General features: G+C 38.9%; 14 protein-coding genes. 6 read left to right on the plus strand and 8 right to left on the minus strand.

The features are described 5' to 3' along the window. Window positions 1-385: 385 nt before the first annotated feature. A complete protein-coding gene (locus SJY38_RS16420; RefSeq protein ID WP_377110260.1) occupies window positions 386-3,493 on the plus strand; it encodes a TonB-dependent receptor in 3,108 nt (1,035 codons plus the stop codon). 445 nt (window positions 3,494-3,938) lie between these two features. Here the strand turns inward: SJY38_RS16420 and SJY38_RS16425 are convergent, their stop codons facing one another. From SJY38_RS16425 to SJY38_RS16445, 5 genes are all read right to left on the minus strand, one after another. After that, the gene (locus SJY38_RS16425) at window positions 3,939-4,433 is read right to left on the minus strand and encodes a YgjV family protein (RefSeq protein WP_377110261.1); all 495 of its coding nucleotides are present in this window, start codon (window positions 4,431-4,433) and stop codon (window positions 3,939-3,941) included. A 163-nt stretch (window positions 4,434-4,596) separates the two neighbouring features. Beyond that, window positions 4,597-6,048: a tetratricopeptide repeat protein gene (locus SJY38_RS16430; protein ID WP_377110263.1), complete on the minus strand. Its 1,452-nt coding sequence runs from the start codon at window positions 6,046-6,048 to the stop codon at window positions 4,597-4,599. A gap of 105 nt (window positions 6,049-6,153) precedes the next feature. After that, a complete protein-coding gene (rhaM, locus tag SJY38_RS16435) occupies window positions 6,154-6,468 on the minus strand; it encodes an L-rhamnose mutarotase (protein ID WP_377110264.1) in 315 nt (104 codons plus the stop codon). A gap of 10 nt (window positions 6,469-6,478) precedes the next feature. Next, window positions 6,479-7,396 carry a DUF4861 family protein gene (locus SJY38_RS16440; RefSeq protein WP_377110265.1) on the minus strand — a complete coding sequence of 306 codons (918 nt, stop codon included), beginning with the start codon at window positions 7,394-7,396 and terminating at the stop codon, window positions 6,479-6,481. Between the two features lie 8 nt (window positions 7,397-7,404). Beyond that, complete coding sequence (locus tag SJY38_RS16445) at window positions 7,405-7,641, minus strand: hypothetical protein (RefSeq protein WP_377110266.1); 237 nt, start codon at window positions 7,639-7,641, stop codon at window positions 7,405-7,407. 128 nt (window positions 7,642-7,769) lie between these two features. Here SJY38_RS16445 and SJY38_RS16450 point away from each other — a divergent pair, with 128 nt between their 5' ends. Further along, a complete protein-coding gene (locus SJY38_RS16450; protein WP_377110267.1) occupies window positions 7,770-9,233 on the plus strand; it encodes a sulfatase-like hydrolase/transferase in 1,464 nt (487 codons plus the stop codon). Window positions 9,234-9,329: 96 nt separating this feature from the next. On the opposite strand, the gene xylA is transcribed toward SJY38_RS16450, so the two are convergent. Together xylA and xylB are read right to left on the minus strand one after the other, a co-directional pair. Next, entirely contained in the window at window positions 9,330-10,649 is a 1,320-nt protein-coding gene (gene xylA / locus SJY38_RS16455; RefSeq protein ID WP_377110269.1) for a xylose isomerase, read from the minus strand. Window positions 10,650-10,679: 30 nt separating this feature from the next. After that, entirely contained in the window at window positions 10,680-12,137 is a 1,458-nt protein-coding gene (gene xylB, locus SJY38_RS16460; RefSeq protein WP_377110270.1) for a xylulokinase, read from the minus strand. Between the two features lie 301 nt (window positions 12,138-12,438). Between xylB and SJY38_RS16465 the strand changes: the two genes are divergently transcribed. From SJY38_RS16465 to SJY38_RS16480, 4 genes are all read left to right on the plus strand, one after another. Further along, window positions 12,439-13,470: a LacI family DNA-binding transcriptional regulator gene (locus SJY38_RS16465; RefSeq protein WP_377110271.1), complete on the plus strand. Its 1,032-nt coding sequence runs from the start codon at window positions 12,439-12,441 to the stop codon at window positions 13,468-13,470. A gap of 30 nt (window positions 13,471-13,500) precedes the next feature. After that, the gene (locus SJY38_RS16470; RefSeq protein WP_377110329.1) at window positions 13,501-14,931 is read left to right on the plus strand and encodes a sugar porter family MFS transporter; all 1,431 of its coding nucleotides are present in this window, start codon (window positions 13,501-13,503) and stop codon (window positions 14,929-14,931) included. 115 nt (window positions 14,932-15,046) lie between these two features. Further along, a complete protein-coding gene (locus SJY38_RS16475) occupies window positions 15,047-16,429 on the plus strand; it encodes a BNR repeat-containing protein (RefSeq protein ID WP_377110272.1) in 1,383 nt (460 codons plus the stop codon). 177 nt (window positions 16,430-16,606) lie between these two features. Further along, entirely contained in the window at window positions 16,607-18,019 is a 1,413-nt protein-coding gene (locus tag SJY38_RS16480) for a BNR-4 repeat-containing protein (RefSeq protein ID WP_377110273.1), read from the plus strand. 315 nt (window positions 18,020-18,334) lie between these two features. Here the strand turns inward: SJY38_RS16480 and SJY38_RS16485 are convergent, their stop codons facing one another. Beyond that, the gene (locus SJY38_RS16485; RefSeq protein WP_377110274.1) at window positions 18,335-19,213 is read right to left on the minus strand and encodes a DNA replication terminus site-binding protein; all 879 of its coding nucleotides are present in this window, start codon (window positions 19,211-19,213) and stop codon (window positions 18,335-18,337) included. Window positions 19,214-19,259 lie beyond the last annotated feature (46 nt).

Genomic DNA, 19,259 nt, shown 5'->3' on the forward strand with positions numbered 1-19,259 from the left:
TTTACAAATTAACTTCTCATAAAAAGGCCATCACTACGATGGCCTTTTTTAATGAGCAAAACAAGTGTAACCACCTTTCTTATAATCATATTTGATCACATTCGCTCATTGCGGGGTTGTATTCACAAACGAATATCTTTAAATAGCTTGTTTTTTATAAATAAAAGTATAGTTAACTAATTTAAACATAGCCTGGCATAACTGTAACTGATTGTTTTTAAATGGAGTTAAAATAAAAAGACCGAAAGTGATTATTTTTGATTTGAAGTTGGCTTTTCTTGTGTTACGGTATTGTTAATTAGCAGTTTAGGTTGTTAAATTCAGGATGTAAGCAATAGGCTAATTTAGAAAATAGTAGACACACACACAATATATGGGGATTACAATGTTTAATAAAGAGAATAAAAAACTCGCCTCTACGCAATTAATAGGTGGCTCGTTAGGTTTAGCTTTAACTTTATTTGCACCTTCAATTTTGGCTCAAGAAGTTAAGCAAGCGATTGATGACAATCAACAATCAGCAGTTGAAAAGGGAAAAGACGAATTTGAAGTTATTGAGGTGCAAGGGATCCGTGGTTCTTTAGAAAATGCGTTAAACACTAAACGTGATGCCCCATCTATTGTTGATGCTATTTCAGCATCTGATATAAATGCACTACCTGCTTTAGATTTAGGCGAGGCTCTTCAGGCTGTACCTGGTGTGCAAATTGAGCGCTCTGGCGAAGGCCGACAGTCAGAAATCAGTTTACGTGGCTTAGGGGGCGGTTTCGTAAAAACAACTTCGGCGGGCCAAAGTTTTGCAACTCCTAGTCGTAGCTTTAGCGATGTTGGTTCAAGTAACCCATTTTCTGCATTCGAAGCGAGTGTTTTTGATGGTGTGACAGTTATTAAAGCGGCAACAGCTGACATGCAGGCGGGTGGTATAGCAGGTGTTGTAGATAAGCAACTACAGCGTGCACTTGCAAAACCTGATGGTAAATATAACGTTAGTGTAGGGGGACGTTATGAAGAGTTGACCCAAAATTGGGACGAATCTGTTAAGTTCTCTATGAGCAAACACCTTATTGAAAATGAACTGGCTATTGCTTTTAAAGCTGCTGGCTCAGGGCAGACATTCCGCAGAGACACTGCAAACTTTACAAATTACGCACCATTAATTGGTCAAAATGATGCCGCTACAGATGCAAACTTACGCGTAAACTCCACTACAATTGATGCTTACCGCGCTAAATACGGTATCCCAGAAGGCGCCGCTATTCGCAGTCCATCTTCATTAAGGAATGTATCAGAGTACAGTGAAGGCGACCGTATTTCTTTTACGGGCAATATAGAATGGCGACCTACTAGTGATATGACCGTTGGTGCTCATTTACTTTATACAAAGCGTGATCTTGATAGTGGTACAAAACAAGATGCACAATTTAGTGCAGGCTATAATCAAAACAAGCCACAAAATAGCGATCGGTTTTATATGATAGAGCCAGACATGAACACGGCTCCATTTATCTACGACACTCTTGAAGACGGCACTCCAGTTTATGCTGTGAGCAAAACTGCGATTACTGATGGCGAGTATCTTTTTACAAATCGTGAAACCACTTTCTTTGAAGAAGCAAAAGGCTTATTTTTATACGGCGACTACGTTGTAGGGGATTGGACTTTTGATGCAATGCTAACGCATTCAGAGTCAGAGAATAATTTTCAGAACATTGGTTTAGATTTTAGACATACAGGCCACCATAAAGCGACCACAAAAGTGAACGGAGTTAATGTCGATACAGTTCCGACTGGTATAGATATTCAATTAGACTCTGGGCAAGGAAATTTAGATCAAGCGTATTTAACAGCTCAAGGGTGGGATAATTATAATTATGATGTTGATTGGCAAAGCCCGACGGCGTTAAATGCATTGTCGCTTACTACAGCTGATGCTCTTAATGATGGACGCCGCTTAAGCCATTACATTACCGGTAGAATAGATAACCCGATTCGTAAAATGACAAGCGGTGAATTTGATGCTAAGCGCTATGTAGACTTTGGCTTTGGGGATGTTCTAAATTTTCGCTCTATTAAGTTTGGTGCAAGATATAGCCGCGAGGTATTAGAAAACTTTGACCAACAAATAGGTGCTCTCGGTGTTAATGCTGATGCGGTAGGCAGCTCTGCGATTAGTGATTCACTCCTTTCTGATGGACAAAGCGACTTTTTTAACGGTAACTTCCCTGGCACATTTGGTGCTGATAGCGGTTGGAGAACGTTTGATAACTTATCTCACATTGCAAATTTGACTGATGGAATAGCCGACATTGAAGGCGGTATTAAAGCCGGCGATACAGGCCTTTATGAACGTTTTAATGGCCCTCACCCACAAAGGTATGCAACAAACTTTGATGTAGAGCAGACAATAGCAGCAGCTTACGTTATGACCGATTTAAGTGGTGAGCTTGGCGATGTAATGTGGACCGGTAATGTTGGTATGCGTTATGTCCACACAAATAACGACTTTAATGGTATTAGACGTGACCGTAGTGCCGGCGATGTTTTAGTAGACACTAAAATAAGTGACGATTACGATCACTGGTTACCATCAGTTAACTTTGCTTTTGACTTACGCGAAGACCTTGTTTTGCGTACAGCATACAGTAAAGGGTTTGTTCGTCCGAACCTTCGTGTAATGACGCCAACTACAGAGGTAAGAGGCGGTAATACAAGTGTAACAGTTGATAAGCCAGCAAGTTTTGTAAAACCATATGATGCAGATAACTACGATATGTCGTTAGAATGGTATAACCGTGACGGTAGTGCTATATCAGTCGGTGTATTTTACAAAGAACTGACCGGATTTTTTGAAGACAGAGAAAGCTGCCCTGAAGGCGACCCGCTTATAATTGAAGCGTTAGGTAGCGATGTGGTTCGTGAAGATAATCCAGCGACAGGTGGCTTTATTTGTACACAGGTTGAACCATTTACTGGCGATGATGGCACGGAAAACTTCCGCTCTGTTAGAATCAACGAGAAGTTTAACGATGATGAAACTATTGAGTTAACAGGTATCGAACTTGCTATTCAGCAAAAGCTAGACTTTTTACCATACCCGTGGAATGGCTTTGGTGGTGTATTTAACTACACTTACATTGACCAAGATGGAACCGAAGAAAGTACGTTGTATTCTGTTGCTCCTGAATCGTTTAATGCAATAGGTTACTACGAAAACGACGGATTTAGCGTAAGGGTTGCGTATAACTGGAAAGACGACTCGTACTTGAAAGGTCAAAACTCTTACTTAGGCGTACAGCCTCGTGTACAAAAAGCAACAGGCCGTTTAGATTTAGTAACTTCATATAAGTTCACTAATAACTTCAGAGCTTATTTAAGAGGTTATAACCTTACCGATGAGCAACGTTATGAGTACTGGGGTAATAACGAAAAGGCGGTTTCGCGTGTTGATTACACTGGCCGTATTTATGAAGTGAGCTTTAGCTACAGCTTCTAAATAAAAATTAAGTTACTTTTAAAGCCTAACAATTTATTGTTAGGCTTTTTTCATTCCATAAGGTCGTAAATGAACTAACCTAGCAATACTAAGAGTATTGTTTGCTTAATAATCTAGGCTAAAGATAGGGTGTTTACGTATGCTCAAACTGTAAAGTGCATATATATTCGATGGCTATTTTAATTTGCTTAGCTTAAGGGACTACCTTTTAGACTGCAGTACTTAGTAATCGTTTATAACACCAAGTTTAATTAAGGCTAGTGAAGATGAATGTGGGGTTATGCAATTGTCAAGGTACTGTATCTAAACTCAATACGCAGCAAAATAGCTAAAGCTCACAAAGTGATTTAAATAGCTAAAGCGATATAATCAAATAGAATAATGAACTAATGCGATAGGGGAAGATTTGAGTACATATTGTATACGCAAAGATAAGTAACCAAGCTTATAAGTTAAGTTTATACAATTTATAAATAGTTGTTAAGTTGAGGACAATTACAGTGGCCTCCAGTAGTATCCCACCTAATGACCCGACAATGATATTGTTTATAAGCCATAAACATGAACCTAAAAGCACCACCCAGCGCATTTTTATTCCGTTGAGACAAAATAAAGCGTACGTACCTATGCATGACCCTGCTATAGCTACATAGTCCGTCCATTGGTTTACTGTTAGATACCCTATAAATGCGGTAAGTATAATGAATAAGCCAGCGACCCATTTCGCTTTTGTTTGTAATGAAGTTGCTGTTCGTCCTGCAGCGAATAAACAGCATAATGAGGAAGTTACTGCATTTAATAAGTAAAAGTGTAGTGCATGATTTAAGTTCATTAAAATCATCATAATTTTAAAGCGGCGGTCATCTTTTTGGATAAAACACAGCATAGCTAAGATGTAACTTACAAACCCTAAAGCTTGTGCAAAATAACTATCAAACACATACCCTCCTTTGGATATTGCTAATTACATGAAGCAGCAATAATTAAGTCGCCTTAATAGGTTTACAAGGAGGTAATTGCCTGCTTTATTCATGTGTGTTGGTGATACCTGAAAGTGCAGCAGGACATTTACCTATGATGGCGATAACCTAAACTAGGCTATTCTATTCGTCTGTTATATACACTGTCCCAACAGTAGATTTTTCTAATAGTGACTGCCATTCACTAGTGTCCCAATTTGCAGAGTTACCTCTACTAATTGCTGTACGCATATTTCTAACGAATTGGCTAAAATCTCTAGCCTCTCTATCACGATAAGACAACGCCAGCAAATAGTAGTACTCAGGATTATTGCCATGCTGATGTTCAATATTCTTCAAATCTTGCACGGCCGATTCAATATCCAGCAAAGACTTATCCTTGGCTGTGAGCTTAATATCAATAGCTCGAATTGCTGAATTTATATGACTTTTGCTCATTGCAGACGAAAACCAAAATAACGCTTTGCTTTGATCTTGTAGCACCCAGGGGCTCGAATTTAAAATCATTGCTAAGCGAAACTCGGCACGAATAAGGCCATATTTGCTTGACTGAGATATCCAATTAATTGCTTCAGAAATATTTCGTTGTTCACGGTAAAGTAACATCCCGTATTCAAACATCGCACTAGGGTGACCTTGCTTAGCGAGAACTAATAGTTTTTGTTCTGCTTCTTGCGGATCTGATGTTAGCCAAGGAAAGTTTAATAATGCTATAGCATATTGATACCGATGACTTAATGTTGTTCCTTGTTTTAATCGTTTCGATGTGCGCAATATTTGAGCATACATAGGTTCGTTTTTGTCTATCAAAATTGATTTTGAATACCCTGCTGCGCCCAGAAATACTCTGTGAACAAAATTCGTATGCTGATTGTTGATAGATGGTTTTGGCTGAGGGAAGAGAATAAATTCGTTAATCAGCCTTGCAGTAGACCCACCCATGTTTTGCACTGCGAAATAATTACGAATCGAACCATCTGCAGCAATATCAATATCTAAGATTAGATAAGGTTCTTTAGGGGTCGACATATAAGTGGCATCTTCATTTCCACCTTCCTCAATCGCTAGGTTATTTAAATTCGCAATTGAGTCTTCCATAAAGTCTTCACTATAGAAAGTGCGCTTTAATTTTTCACGGCCATCAAAAGTAATTTTTGTAGATAATGAGTTCTCTAGAACAACTGGAAAATACTTAGCATCAATAGCCTGTTTACCAAGCTTTGCTTTATAGTCATTCATTATTTTGATAAAGGCTGTTTTCGATTCAGGTGCTAGAGTCGCTAGTGTGTTATCTATCACTTTTTGTGCATCAAAATAGTCATATTCAGCCGCTAAAGAGTAGTAAATAAGGGCATTGATTACATCTTGTTCTACCCCCAAGCCTTTGGCGTACATTCTGGCTAACTGATAGTATGCATGTGGATTACCTAGCTTCGCAGCATCTATATAGCCATTTTTTGCTAATTCATATTGTTGAGCGGTGAAATAACTATCAGTTTTGAGAATATCGGCAGCTTGTAATGTAAATGTATTTATTACTGTAGCCAATAATAACCATTTTATTGTTGTTCTCATTAGATTTCCAATATAGATAATGTCGCTGCGAAGTGCCAATGTTAGGTACTACTAGTAAAATAAAGCCTCATAAGTGACTTTATGAGGCTTTGAATTTTTATTGTATTAATCTAAGTGAAATACTTGGTTAATAGGAGTTACAACCGGGGAGTTATCGGCGTTCGTTTCCATAATATCAGCCATATATGCCCACCACTTATTTACAATTGGCGTTAAAGGCAGTGCGTCCATTGTGTGGTTGTCCTCTCTTTTTAATACAGCAAAAAGTTTATTTGATGTTGGGTCATGAAATATTGAGTAATCAGAAACCCCTGCATTTTTTAACTCTGTCACAAGCTCAGGCCATATTTCGTCATGGCGCTTTTCGTACTCAGCTTCATGACCCGCTATTAAGGTCATAGTAAATGCAATTTTTTCCATGTTTATGTCCTTATTTATTAAAATTATCTAAGTAGCTCTGCCATTGTGTCTGTGTTGTAATTTCACCAGCAGCTTCCCATGCAAACCCTGCATAGTATTCAAGTGAGCCATTTTCTTCAGAATTAGTGAAAAGCCAAATATGACTTTCATCTTTTGTTTCTTTAGATATATGTTTAATATCTTTTACTTTTTTAGGTTCAATAATGACACCCGTGCCTAAAGCCTTGGCATCAAATTCTTCCCAAGCGGAAATTCTTCCTGCGCTCTTACTATGAGCTACAGTGGCTTTCCCATCATGGGTAGTAATACCGATGGCAATCGGAAGTGCAGCAGGTTTACCATCTAGCTTAAACACTGAATTAACTTGATATAAGTTGGAACCCATTGGTAATGAGATTGTTTTTGATTCATTAACACGCCCTAATGGTGTTTGAAATTCATATTCTAAAGTAAATACAACTTTCTCTGGACCGTTTTCGTGTATTTTATAACTTTTATAGTTGTGGGCAGTGTAGTCTTTACCATCAACCCAAATAGCAGAGCCGCCGACACCACGGCTAATACCTACATGGTATGGGTCGTAGCCTTCACCCGTATCTGTGTGATACGAACCAGTTTGATTAAAGGTTTCTTCATACCATTTATCGATAATCGAGTAGTCTACTTTTTTTAACCATGCATCAACACCACTAGCATGGCCTTTTAGTGGTGCCGCGGGGCCATAAACTCTAAACGCAACTTTGTCATTTTCCCATGCAAAATCGTCCTGTCTTTTTGGAACAAATTTAGCATAAGCTTTCACCTCTTTATCATATGACTTATTGGGCTTTGAGGTAGAAGTATTCTCCACAGAGCAACCTGATAAAACCAAATAGCTTGCAGCTAAGATAAGGAAAGGTGACTTTATTTTTTTAAGTTTTTTATACATAGAAATCCCTATGAATTGTGTGTTTGTGAGCAGTCAACAGCGCTGGCGGAACAAATATTTTCATCGAGCAGGGTTTTTGATGAATCATGATTGTTTCCAGGAGGAGGCATAGCCGCTGTTTCTGGGATGGAGTAGATAATATTTATGGTTGTAGCAGTAATTAAGGCGGCAGCAATATAAATATTCTGTTTATCTAGACGTGTTTTTGCTTTTCTAACTTTATTATTTTCTGAACCAGAAAGCATTTGAGTGTCTCCTACTGTAGATAAAATAACTTATTGCATAGCAGTGATTGATATTGCACTATAGTGATTGGTATTGCAACAAAATGTATTAAACTAAACTTCGCCAAAAATAAAAGGAAATGCATACAATGAATAGGCGTCAGTTTCTTATTGGTAGCGCTGGTTTAGCTGCAGCCTCGTTAACTGGATGCGAGTTAAACTGGTTAACACAATTAAAAAAAGAATACCCAAATGTGTTAATGCTCATTGTTGATGATTTAAATGACTGGATCGGCCCCCTTGGAGGCCATGCTAGTACTAAAACCCCTAATATCGATCGTTTGGCCAATATGGGCACTGTGTTTACCAATGCGCATGCACCAGCACCACTGTGTGGCCCATCGCGAGCTAGTATTATGACAGGCTTAGCCCCATCGACTACGGGGATTTATGGGCATGTTGAGGACAATGATATTAAGTCTGCAAATGATAAAGCAAGTCAGTCTATTTTTTTAAGCGAGTATTTTAGTCAACATGGTTATTATACTGCCGCAGTGGGTAAGGTTTTTCATAAGCGAGTAGCTGATGCCAGCTTTGATAAATATGGTGGCCGAGCAAAAGGGTTTGGTCCTTACCCTCCTGAAAGAATGAAATGGCATGATCCCAGAACAAATACCGATTGGGGGGCGTTTCCTGATACTGATGAGCAAATGCCTGATTTTGAGTCCGCACAATGGCTAGCGGAACAGTTAGGAGAAGATTACGATAAACCTTTTTTTATGGTTGGCGGGTTTCTTCGTCCACATGTTCCTTGGCATGTGCCACAAAAGTGGTTTGATATGCACCCTATCGAAGGAATTGAGCTACCACCTTATTTTAAAGATGACTTAAACGATGTCCCTGAGATTGCAAAAGCTGTAACCGAATTACCTATGATGCCCACTACAGAGTGGGCGATAGAAAATGATGAATGGAAAAATATGGTACAAGCTTATTTAGCTAGTATTTCGTTTGTCGACTCATGTATTGGGACGGTTCTGGATGCGCTTGAAAATAGTCAGTACGCAGAAAATACCGCAGTGGTATTGTGGGGAGATCATGGTTATCAGTTAGGTGAAAAAAGTAAATTTGCTAAAATGGCTTTATGGGAAAGGGCCACTCGAACACCGTTGATAATTAAACCGCCAAAGTCTTCGACCAAACAAGTGAGTAATCGCCCTGTTAGTTTATTGGATTTGTATCCTACATTGATCAAAATATGTGGTTTGCCTGATAACCCTCTGAATGAAGGGCAAGACTTATCACCATTGCTAAGGAAACCCGATGCCCAGTGGGAACATGCGGCAGTAACGACTTATGGGCCAAATAATCATGCCATTAAGACAGACCGGTATCGCTATATCCGTTACGAAGATGGAACAGAAGAGTTATACGATCATGAGAATGATGAAAATGAGTGGAACAATGTCGCTGCTTTAGATGAATACCAAGCAATTAAAGAGCGCTTAATTGGCTTTTTGCCCAAAGAAAATGCTGAATGGTCTATTGTTTCTGATTATACCGGCAACCCATACTTTTCAGAGCTGACTAAAAAAGCATTAATGAAAGAATAGAGATAAAAGCCATTAGAGAGTAGTAACTTGCTAATGGCTTATTAGTTTTAATATTGAGCCCCCTTAGCTTTTCAACTGAGGGGAATTCATTTAAATTTAAACGTAGCGATTTACAATATTCTCAAGTAGCTCCTGACGGCCAGAGACTTGCTTAGGGTCAATATCATTTTCATGAACGAACGTAGCTAGACTTTCCAATGATTGTTCACCATTAAGAATGCTTTGACCTAGGTCTTCTTTCCAACCTGCGTAACGCTTTTCAACAAAGTCAGTCAGCTCGCCACCTTCAATCATTGCTGCTGCATTGAGTAGTGCTTTAGCCATCGTATCCATGCCACCAATGTGCCCTAAAAATAAATCATCACGCTCACATGACTGGCGACGTAGCTTAGTATCAAAGTTAAAGCCACCGGTTGTAAAACCACCGTTCTTTAAAATTTCATAAACAACAAGTGTGCACTCGGCTACATCGTTAGGGAATTGGTCTGTATCCCATCCGTTTTGCATATCGCCACGGTTAGCATCAATACTACCCATAATGCCTTCTGCGCAAGCAACGGCAATTTCATGGTGAAAGCTATGACCCGCAAGTGTTGCGTGGTTAGCTTCAATGTTTACTTTAATTTCGTCTTGTAAGGCATGCTTGTGTAAAAAGCCTGCCACTGTTGCTGTATCGTAATCGTATTGGTGTTTAGTTGGCTCTTGTGGTTTTGGCTCAATTAATAATGTGCCTTTAAAGCCAATTTTTTTCTTGTGCTCTACCACCATCTTCAAAAAGCGCGCGTACTGTTCGCTTTCTTGTGCAAGGTCTGTATTTAGTAGTGTATCGTAACCTTCACGGCCACCCCAAAGTACGTAGTTTTCACCGCCTAAACGATGTGTAATTTCCATTGCATGCTTAACTTGTGCTGCTGCATATGCATACGTATTAGGATTAGGATTTGTTGCACCCCCTGCACAAAAACGTTTGTTTGAGAATAAGTTAGCAGTACCCCAAAGTAATTTTACACCTGTACGCTGCATTTCTTTTTCTATAATGTTTGCTATGTGCGTTACGTTATCGTGACTTTCTTGTAGTGTTTTACCCTCAGGTGCAATATCAACATCATGAAAACAAAAGTAAGGAACGCCTAGTTTTTCGAAAAATTCAAAGGCTACTTTTACTTTTTGTTCAGCAAGTTCTAATTGGTTGCCTACAGGTTGGATCCAAGGACGGTCAAACGTGCCTTCACCAAAAATATCGAACCCTGTAGAACAAAAATTATGCCAATAACAAGCTGCAAAACGAAGGTGCTCTTTCATTGTTTTGCCAAGAACGACTTTATTTTCGTCGTAGTAACGAAATGCAAATGGGTTTTTAGAGTTTTCACCCTCAAATTTAATTTTTTCTACGTTTTTAAAAAATTGCTCACTCATGATGTGCTCCATTAATTTCATAATAGTGTATTAAAAGTATGTTTTTACACTTTGGTAAAGTGCTTTGTATGTCGTGTATTGCTGTGCGTAAAAGTCTTGCATAACAGGGTCAGGCTCAATGGTTTGCGTTACCTTGCCGTTAACACACACTTGTTGTGCTGGGAGTTGTGTTACTGCTATTCGGGCAAGTCTTGCAGCGCCAAATGCGGGACCAACTTCTGAGCCTTCTCGGTAAATTAGGGGGCGATTAAGTACACTTGCGATGATTTTTCCCCACAGTGGGCTTTTAGCGCCACCACCAATAACGGTTACATCGTCAATTTGTGCACCAGCATCAAGGAGTACTTGTTGGCCATCGGCAAAGGCAAAAGCAACGCCCTCCAGTACTGCACGGCCAAGGACAGCTGCATCGGTATCACTGTCTAAACCAAAAAATACGCCTTTGGCATCTGGGTTATTGTGCGGTGTACGTTCGCCAGTTAAATAAGGTAAAAATATCACTGAGCTTGGTTTACTAAAGTCGCATTTGCTTACGTGTTCAAGCAAGGAGCCTTCGTTTTCAAAACCAGTTAATTTAGTGACCCAGGTTAAACAGCTTGCTGCGCTTAACACCACTGACATTTGGTGCCAGGTGTTTTCAATACAATGACAAAAAGTATGTACAGCACCTTCAGGGTTAGGTAGGTATTTTTCGTTGGCAACAAAGTAAACGCCCGAAGTACCTAAAGATAAAAACGCTTGTTTTGGCTTTACTACGCCAACACCGGCAGCGCCTGCGGCATTATCGCCACCGCCAGCAACAACAGGTACTTGCTCCATTCCCCATTTAGCAGCAACTTGAGCTGTTAAATTACCAGTAATTTGTGTGCCCTCAAACAGGGTAGGCATGTGCTGCTCTGTTAAGTCGCAAGCACTAAGCATTTTTTGCGACCATGCTCTTTTTTCTACGTCTAGCCATAATGTGCCTGCCGAGTCAGACATGTCTGATGCAAAATCACCGGTCATTAAAAAGCGTAGGTAGTCTTTTGGTAATAATACTTTGGCTACTTTTGCAAAATTTTCTGGTTCAAACTCTTTTAACCACACCAATTTAGGCGCAGTGAAACCAGGCATGGCTATGTTGCCGGTAATATTACGAGAATTTGGTTCGCGTTTTTCAAGCTCTACACATTGTGCGTCACTGCGCCCGTCGTTCCATAAAATGGCTGGGCGAATAATATTATTGTTTTTATCAAGCAGCGTTGCGCCATGCATTTGCCCAGAAAGGCCCACAGCTTTTACCGATTTTAGTAATGCAGGGTGAGTATTTTTAAGCTCCTCAATTGCACTACATGTTGCAAGCCACCAATCGGTAGGGTTTTGCTCAGAAAAAAGTGGTGCAGGGCGTGAAACGCTCAAAGATCCACTTGCTTGAGCAAGCAATTGGTCTTGCTCGTCTAAAATAATTACTTTTACACCTGAAGTGCCTAAATCGATACCAAGGAACATAATCAAAACTCACCATCTTTTTGTGTTAGCGCTAACATAATCGATCGCTTAATATTAAGTCAATAGTTGTGCTTAAATAGTCAATAATGGTGTTTTTTTTGAACTTTTCATTAGGTTTATTTATTGCGCTGTTACATTTTTTGTGTTTTATTGTTATCGCTAACATTTCCATGTATAAAAAATAATAATAAGATGTTCAACAATCGGTATGGAAACAGCCGTTTTAAGCGTGTGTCATGAAAGCTATCGAAACACAAGCGCTATATATCAATAAAAAGATTATTAATAGGTAATTAAAAACATGGCTGAGCCTAGAAGAACAAGAATTCAAGATGTAGCTGAGCAAGCTGGTGTATCCATGATGACGGTTTCACGAGTACTCAACCAAGACAAAAAAGTAAGCAATAAAACTCGTGAAAAAGTAATGGCGGTTGTTGAGAAGCTAAATTACCGGCCCAATGTGTCTGCGAGACGTTTAGCGAGCAGTAAATCCTTTTTTATTGGCTTGTTATACGATAACCCTAGTGACTCGTATATCAGCCAGTTTCTCTTAGCTGCACTAAAAAAATGTCGTGCTTTGGGTTATCACCTGGTTGTAGATGAAGCCCACTTAGATATTAATAAAACGATAGAATCAGTTAAACAACTGATAGACGTTACGCAGGTTGATGGGATGATTTTATTACCACCGATGTGTGACAACGAAGATGTGCTAGAAGTTCTTACCAAAGCAAATGTACCATTTGTGAGAATAACGCCAGATACTAAATTAAATAGCTCTCCCTATATTTGTATGGACGATTACCAAGCTGCGTTTGATGTTACAGAGAGGCTTATAAATCAGGGTCATAAAAAAATTGCTCATATTATTGGTAATAATAAACAGGGTGTAAGTCGTTTGCGCTACCAGGGATATTTAGATGCGTTGCGTTCTAATAAAATTACTACCCCCCCAGAATACATAGAGCAAGGAAGTTTTACTTATCAATCGGGAATGGAAGCTGCAGTTAAGTTACTCGCATTAGATGACAAGCCTACAGCGATATTCGCAGCAAATGATGATATGGCTGCAGCTGTTATATCAATTGCACAACAACAAGGTATCAATATCCCAGGCGATCTCTCAGTGGTTGGCTTTGATGATACTCAACTTGCTCGATCGGTGTGGCCGCATATTTCAACCGTTAAGCAGCCGATAAATGAAATGGCCGAATTGTCAGTTTCGTTACTTGCTTCTGGCCAATATGACAATATGAGCAATTTAAAAAGTTTGGAGTTAAGACATATTTTAGATTTTGAATTGATAGAGAGGGAGTCGAGCTCTATCAAATAAAGTTGCAGCCAGCTTTTATTCAAAATTTGTATAAGAACAACAACACACACAATATGGATACTTATGAACAATAAAGAGAATGTACTTTTAATTGTCATGGTTTGCTTTGCTGCAACGATTGGCGGGTTTTTGTTTGGATTTGACAGTGGTGTAATAAATGGCACTGTCGATGGCTTACAAACTGCGTTTGGATCAAGCAGCGTAGGCACAGGTTTTAATGTATCGAGTATGCTTATAGGTTGTGCTATCGGTGCGTTTACAGCAGGACGGTTGGCGGATAAATTCGGCCGTCGTCGCATTTTACTTTTTGCAGCTGTATTTTTTATTATCAGCGCCTGGGGATCTGGTATTGCAGATGCTTCTATTGAGTTTGTCATCTATAGGGTATTAGGTGGCCTGGCAGTTGGTGCTGCTTCTGTGATGACTCCTGCCTATATCAGTGAGATTGCACCAGCTAGATATCGTGGGACACTCTCCACATTACAGCAGGTTGCTATTATTTTTGGTTTGTTTTGTGCTTTTGTAAGTAACTACTTTTTAGCGGATACTGCCGGAGGATCAACTAAATTATTTTGGCTTGGTTATGAAACGTGGCGTTGGATGTTTTGGGTAGAGTTACTTCCTGCAAGTTTATTTCTTATAGCTTTGTTGTTTATTCCAGAAAGCCCTCGTTATTTAATGATGGTTGGGAAAAAAGAGTCAGCGGTCCGTGTGCTATCAAATTTATATGGCCATGAAACGGCTCTAATCAAAAGAGATGAAATAGAAGCATCATTAGCTACAGATAAGCACCAACCAAAACTATCAGACTTAATAGATAAGTCTAAAAATAAATTGCGTCCTATCGTTTGGGTCGGTATCGGCCTGGCTACATTTCAACAATTAGTTGGTATAAATGTCGTCTTTTATTACGGTGCCGTGCTTTGGCAAGCTGCGGGCTTTAATGAATCTGATGCATTGCTAATTAATATTATCAGTGGGTTAGTAAGTATTATCGCTGTATTTATTACAATGTACTTTATTGACAAAATTGGGAGAAAACCATTTTTATTAGTGGGCTCTGTGGGTATGACTGTGACATTGTTCACGATGGTTTATGCCTTTGTTAAAGCTCAAACCGGTGCTTCAGGTAATTTAGAATTAGGTGGTCAAGGTATCGTCGCATTAGTTGCAGCAAACGCTTATGTGTTTTTCTTTAACTTGTCTTGGGGGCCTGTTATGTGGGTAATGCTTGGCGAGATGTTCCCTAATCAAATTCGAGGATCAGGCTTAGCGGTATCAGGTTTCGTACAGTGGATAGCTAACTTTTTAATCACCTGGTCATTCCCTATTATGCTAACTGGTGTTGGTCTCGCTGGGGCATATGGCTTTTATGCAATTTGTGCGCTCGTTTCGGTGGTATTTGTCTTTATGTTCTTGCATGAAACAAAAGGTAAAGAACTAGAGGATATGCAGGGTTAAATTTGTATTTAATATACAGTGAGTTTCTTTGTAATTTTTAAGCATTATGTAGCGTGTTTAAATTAGCATATGTAACTCACTTTAAGAGCGAATTATAAATTTAAAAGTGAATACTATGTTTTTAATCAATATAAAATATATGAAGAAAATAATTTATTGCTTGGTTTTTTTACCGATGTTTTTCAGTTCAATAGTGTATGCCAAAGAGCCGGAGATCACGAGCATAGCAATCGATAATGTATGGTCTGGGCACAGAATTAAGCCTTATTTATTAACTCGAGGCGAGCAACAATTTGTAGCTTATTATGATGCAAATCGCCAAATGACGGTGGCACACCGGCAGCTAGGTGGTAAGTGGAGATACTACAAAGTAGACAGCTGGTTAGGATGGGATAGCCATAACTATGTCACTATGGAGCTAGATTCTGAAGGTTACTTACATGTCATGGGTAACATGCATGCAGATCCACTTGAGTATTTTCGTATGTCAGAGCCTTTGAATGTACGTTCATTGAAGCGTGTTTCTGTTATGGCTGAAAAGTCACTCGAAAAAAGAATGACTTACCCTGTTTTTCTTCGCAACAAACAGGATCAACTTATCGTAAAGTATCGCGATGGTAGTAGTGGCAATGGTAGCGAAATTTACAACGTTTATAATACTCAATCTAAGTCATGGAGCAGATTACACGCCAATACTTTCTTAGATGGCGAAGGTAAAATGAGTGGTTATTTCGAAGGGCCTACACTAGGCCCTGATGGAATGTTCCATTTAATTTGGGTCTGGCGCAATACACCAAATGCGGCGACTAATCACAGTTTGTCGTATGCAAAAAGCGAAGACCTGATTAATTGGCAGAATTCAAACGGTGAAGATATTTCGTTACCTATTACTGCGAAAAGTGCTGAAGTCGTTGACCCTGTTCCACCCTTTGGTGGAATGATTAATGGGAATGTAAAGATCGGGTTTGACCACAATAAGCAGCCTATCATCTCATACCATAAATATGACGCAAATGGCGATACTCAAATATACGTCGCACGAAAAGAAGGCAAGGATTGGGAAGTAGTACAAATTAGTGATTGGAAAGGGTTCCGTTGGGACTTTGATGGGCACGGGTCGCTAGGTCGGTTTAAGGTCAAACCATACTCACCCGAGCTACTAGAAAATAATAAACTAACAGTATTAGTTCGACGAAATGATGATGTTATGCGTTTTATACTAGATAGTCATAGCCTAAAAACGATTAAAGTTGAGGAAGCTGATATTTACCCTCCTATTATTAATGCAGCGACTGAGGTTGCTAATCCCCACCTGTCTCAAGGTAATGGGCTGATTAAATTAGAAAACCATGTTTTTGAGGGGAAAGGAGACTCATCAGCTTTTGGTAAAAAGTTTTATTTATCTTGGCTTACACAGCCTGGTAATAGAGATAGTGCTCATAGTTATATATCTCAACCGAGTGCATTAACTCTGAGTGGAATTAACGATAGCAACTGACTAGTCCTATATTTATAGTTTTTCGCTTCAGCCATCATAAGCTTATATGATGGCTGACCTATTTTGGCTATTCTTACCTTATTAACTTGCATTTTCAGTCATATTAAATCAGTATTTATCAAGTGGCAGTTCATTAAATGATTTTGACTCATAATCGGTAGACTACAGGTGACAACAATGAAAAAAATAATAAAACCACTCAGTGTTATTTCTACATGTGTAGCACTTCTTCTCACTGGATGTAGCCATTATAAATCGAGTAATGATGAGTATGTAGATTACTTTGCCAATGATGCAATCGGTAATCCTTTGGCCATCGTCCAACACCCTGCAGGTATTTACCATGACGGGGTAACGTATGTTTCGTACCAAGGGCCTTTAGAAGACCCCTATGTCGCTTCTTATAATCATGAAACCAAGGAGTGGAAAGGGCCATATAAAGCTGGCATAAGTGACATGGGTAAAGATCCATCAAGAAGTAAAATAGATAATCACGGTAAACCAACTATTTTGATGGATGATTTAGGCTATATTCATGTATTTTTTGGTGGTCATGGAGGGATGCCTAAACACGGTAAAAACCCTTTAGGTAATACTCATTATGGCAGAAATATTCATGCTGTTACTAAAAAACCTTATGATATCAGTAGCTGGGAAGAGCTTGATACAATTCCTGTCTTTGGTACCTATAATCAAGCGGTAAAAATGGATAATGGTGATATTTATTTATTTTATAGGCATGGCGCACATCGTAGCGATTGGGTATATCAAAAATCTACAGATCATGGTCGCACATTTGAAGCACCAGTTTCATTTTTGAAGCATAAAAGGCGAGATGATATTGAAGCTGTTGATAGTTGGTATGCGTGGGTTGATAAAGGCGAAGAGGGTGAAATTATAATAGGCTATGACTACCATGTTTGTTGGGACGGTAAAGCAGGTGTTAATGGTCGAGGGCACACAACACAAAGACATAATGCGTACTACATGACATTCGATACCAAAAATGATGTATGGAAAAATGTTAAAGGTGAGCAATTACCCCTACCAATCACGCGAGAAATTGCAGATCAAAAAACATTAGCTTTAGATACTGGTGATAAATGGACTTTTAATGGAACGGTTCACCTTGACTCTAGCGGCTATCCGCATTTAGCAACTAATATTGGCAAAGATATAGGCATGAAAACAGGCGGGCCCAAACAAACGACGCACACTCATTGGAATGGCTCAAAATGGATTTCAAATAGTGCGGTTGATTCAAGTTCTGTTATTAGTAATCAAGATACACGAGGGGATTTTATTATTAAAGCACCACAAGAAGTAAGTTTTATTCTTGAATCAAAAGAGGGTAGTGATGGTGTAATTTCTTATTGGGATAGCAAGGATGGAGGTACTACTTTCAACAAAGGTGATGAATTAATTAGACGCACAAATTCTAATTGGGCGATTACTTCAATCATCAATGATGGGCATCCAGATGCAAGGATGGTTGTGGCTGAAAAGCAAAAAGGTAAAGCCAATAGAAAAGTTTACTTACTAGGTGATAATGGCCCTATTCAGCGTTTAAAGTCTGAAGTAGATCATTAAAGTTAATAGTCATCTACGCTAAAAATAACAAATGATACAACCTAACTCTTGGGATTACGCAAAAGCTAACTTGACACTTTTACATAGATTTAGTCTAAGATTAGAGTTATGCTTTCTGCTTCCCTTGTAAAAGTTTTATGTCTATCCCCAGTAGAACTAATTCAAAGTAGCTTAGTTGATAGAAGTACGAGAGATCTTACTTATTGCTCGTCAGAGGGTAACTCTTTAAAAAGGCATATATTAAAAGTAAGTTGGGAGACGCTGATATAGTAATTCACCCGCTCTTAAAATATACAACGACGCTAGAGCAAATAGCTAAGATTGGTCAATAAATTCACTAACAACGTACAGTCGATTAATAAGATAATTTTGAAACTGCTTTTTATTCTTCTTATCGATGTAACTTCTCAGTGGAGTTATTTTTATAGGCTCAGCGGTAAAGATGATAGCTGGTAGATGGCCATAAAACATAATAGTTTTCGTATCATCAGTAAATGAAATGTTTAGCTTAGGTACGATGGGGAGAGGTCGCTTCACTTTAACGAAGTCACTAGTTTTATTTTTAATTAAATCAACTTCTTTATCTACCCAAGGCGCCCATTCTGATTTAGTTTGCCCTGCCGGAGGATTGTTTTTACTTCTTTGTAGGTAGTCTAAAAACTCACTTTTTTTTATTCTACGCATACTGTTCTTATTACACCACGTAAACCCAACGCGCCTTACTGGTGAGGTTGTGTTTTTAATTAAGCGATAAATCTGTAAAGTAATTGCGTTTGGGCATACGCTCTGTATTAATTCACGTTTTTTTGTTTGATTTAGTGCGCTTGAGTTAATTAAACTTTTAATTTTTAATTTTAGGTGATTGCATTGATAGACTAGCTCTGAAATACGCTCTCGATGCACTGGGTTTAATTGAATAATTCCTGGTAAACGAAATGGGTATTTCGCAGAGTATTGGTAATCTGGCGTGAATCTAGAGAATGCACCCGTAGCCATACTAAGGGCTGTGAAGCCGGTAAAAGACTCTGGCTCGATGAATTCCCACCCACTTGAGTCTGACATATCACCCGCTACAGCGGGTAACTTATAGCACTGCGCATGAATTACCTCTGTTTCCAATAAAGATTGGTTTAGTAAATCTGTAAATTGTACTAGCTGATTATACGCACAAGCTATTTCCATATATAAAGACATAAAACTATACCATCATACTAAATAATAACAATATGTCAGACTTTTG

The organism is Pseudoalteromonas sp. R86517, assembly GCF_042466295.1.
GTDB lineage: Bacteria > Pseudomonadota > Gammaproteobacteria > Enterobacterales > Alteromonadaceae > Pseudoalteromonas > Pseudoalteromonas atlantica.